6 protein-coding genes are annotated in these 2,386 nt (G+C 51.6%); all 6 read left to right on the top strand.

Features of this window, described 5'->3' with window-relative positions; translation table 11 throughout:
- On the top strand, positions 1-699 hold a 699-nt coding region (rpsC, locus tag KDK17_RS12785; protein ID WP_257288215.1), incomplete at its 5' end, for a 30S ribosomal protein S3.
- 11 nt (positions 700-710) lie between these two features.
- The gene (rplP, locus tag KDK17_RS12780; protein WP_034841748.1) at positions 711-1,124 is read left to right on the top strand and encodes a 50S ribosomal protein L16; all 414 of its coding nucleotides are present in this window, start codon (positions 711-713) and stop codon (positions 1,122-1,124) included.
- The gene (rpmC, locus tag KDK17_RS12775; protein WP_252177324.1) at positions 1,124-1,315 is read left to right on the top strand and encodes a 50S ribosomal protein L29; all 192 of its coding nucleotides are present in this window, start codon (positions 1,124-1,126) and stop codon (positions 1,313-1,315) included. Before rplP ends, rpmC begins: the two co-directional genes overlap by 1 nt.
- 2 nt (positions 1,316-1,317) lie before the next feature.
- Entirely contained in the window at positions 1,318-1,581 is a 264-nt protein-coding gene (gene rpsQ, locus KDK17_RS12770; RefSeq protein WP_034841753.1) for a 30S ribosomal protein S17, read from the top strand.
- 104 nt (positions 1,582-1,685) lie between these two features.
- On the top strand, positions 1,686-2,054 hold the full coding sequence (rplN, locus tag KDK17_RS12765) for a 50S ribosomal protein L14 (protein WP_062268071.1): 369 nt from the start codon (positions 1,686-1,688) through the stop codon (positions 2,052-2,054).
- An 11-nt stretch (positions 2,055-2,065) separates the two neighbouring features.
- Complete coding sequence (gene rplX, locus KDK17_RS12760) at positions 2,066-2,383, top strand: 50S ribosomal protein L24 (protein ID WP_257253580.1); 318 nt, start codon at positions 2,066-2,068, stop codon at positions 2,381-2,383.
- Positions 2,384-2,386 lie beyond the last annotated feature (3 nt).

The raw sequence follows: 2,386 nt of genomic DNA, 5'->3' as shown, positions 1-2,386 counted from the left end.
GGTCAGAAAGTACATCCAAATGGGATCCGACTGGGCATCGTAAAGCCCCACAGATCTGTATGGTTTGCTGAAGGTCAGCAATACGCTGATAAGCTGATTACCGATCTGGAAGTTCGTGATTTCCTGCAGAAGAAGCTGAAAAATGCTTCCGTAAGCCGTATCGACATCCAGCGTCCGGCTCAAAGCGCTCGCGTTACCATCTTCACTGCCCGTCCAGGCATTGTGATCGGTAAAAAAGGCGAAGACGTTGAGAAGCTGCGCCAGGCTGTTACCAAAATGATGGGCGTACCTGTTCACATCAACATTGAAGAAGTTCGCAAACCCGAACTGGACGCAATGCTGGTTGCACAGTCTATCGCGGGTCAGCTGGAGCGTCGTGTCATGTTCCGTCGTGCCATGAAGCGTTCTGTACAGAATGCTATGCGTCTGGGCGCGAAGGGCATCAAAGTGCAAATCAGTGGTCGTCTTGGCGGCGCTGAAATTGCTCGTACCGAATGGTACCGTGAGGGTCGCGTACCTCTGCACACTCTGCGTGCGGACATCGATTACGCAACTTATGAAGCTCTGACTACCTACGGTATCCTGGGCGTTAAAGTATGGATCTTCAAAGGCGAAGTGATTGGCGGAATGGCAGCTGAAACTGAAAAGCAGCCTAAAGAACCAGCCAAACGTCCTAAGAAGAGACAGGCTAAGAAGTAAGGAGCGCGGTAATGTTACAGCCAAAGCGTACGAAATTTCGTAAGCAGCAAAAGGGTCGCAATCGCGGCCTGGCACACCGCGGCTCCACTGTTAGCTTCGGTGAATACGCATTGAAAGCAACAGGCCGTGGACGCATAACTGCTCGTCAGATCGAAGCAGCACGTCGTGCCATGACCCGTCACATCAAGCGTGGTGGTAAAATCTGGATTCGCGTCTTCCCTGACAAACCGATCTCCAAAAAACCCCTCGAGGTTCGTATGGGTAAAGGTAAGGGTAGTGTCGAGTACTGGGTAGCACAGATCCAGCCGGGTCGTGTCCTGTACGAAATGGAAGGTGTGTCCGAAGAGCTGGCTCGCGAGGCGTTTGCCCTTGCTGCCGCAAAGCTGCCAGTGGAAACTGCCTTCGTTAAGCGGAGCGTGATGTGATGAAAGCTGCTGAATTGCGTGAAAAAACGGTTGAACAGCTCAACGAAGAGCTGGTCACACTGCTGCGGGACCAATTTAACTACCGTATGCAGAAAGCGACGGGTCAGCTGAGTCAGACTCATCTGCTGAAGCAGACCCGACGCGACATCGCCCGTATTAAGACGGCGTTGAATGAGAAGGCAGGTATTTAACAATGGCTGAAGACAAGAAAGTCCGTACTCTGACCGGTAAGGTTGTGAGTGACAAGATGGACAAGACCGTCACCGTTCTTATTGAGCGCCGTGTTAAACATCCGCTCTACGGTAAGATCGTTAAGCGGTCCACCAAGTTGCACGCTCACGACGAAAACAATGATTGCCGTATGGGTGATATTGTCACAATCAAGGAAACACGTCCTTTGTCTAAGTCCAAGACATTTGAACTGGTTTCCATTGATGAGCGTGCTACTCAAATATAAGGCCACGGTGCCCTGGGTCTGAGTAGAAGTGGCTGGTCTTGTGGCCAGCCTGTTGTACAACGACTGGCGGGTACCCGTCTGCAGTTTGGGCTTGGAGAATAAGCATGATCCAGACAGAATCTCAACTCGAAGTAGCCGATAACTCCGGCGCTCGTCGAGTACAGTGTATCAAGGTGTTGGGTGGATCCCATCGCCGCTACGCCCACATCGGCGACATCATCAAAGTCACCGTTAAGGAAGCAATTCCACGCGGTAAGGTCAAGAAAGGCCAGGTGATGAACGCAGTTGTAGTGCGTACTAAAAAAGGCGTTCGTCGTCCAGACGGTTCCGTAATCCGCTTCGATGGCAATGCTGCCGTTCTGCTGAACGCAAGCAATCAGCCAATCGGTACCCGTATCTTTGGGCCAGTGACTCGTGAACTGCGTGGTGAGCAGTTTATGAAGATCATTTCCCTGGCACCAGAAGTACTGTAAGGGAGCAGGAAATGAAAAAGATCCGTCGTGACGACGAAGTTATCGTCATTGCAGGCAAGGACAAAGGTAAGCGCGGCAAAGTGCAAACCGTTCGTGCCGATGGCAAGCTGATCGTTTCTGGTATCAACATGATCAAGAAGCATCAGAAGCCAAACCCGACATTGGGCACCCCTGGTGGCATCGTTGAGAAAGAAGCGCCTATTCAGGCTTCCAACGTTGCAATCCTGAACACAGAAACCGACAAGGCTGATCGTGTTGGCATTGCTATCTCTGAAGATGGCAAGAAACAACGCGTGTTCAAGTCTACCGGTCAACCGGTTGACGCGTAAGGG

It is taken from the genome of Endozoicomonas sp. SESOKO2, from assembly GCF_024606245.1.
Lineage (GTDB): Bacteria > Pseudomonadota > Gammaproteobacteria > Pseudomonadales > Endozoicomonadaceae > Endozoicomonas_A.
Note: the sequence above shows the minus strand (reverse complement) of the source record. Positions and strands in the feature narration are given on the sequence as shown.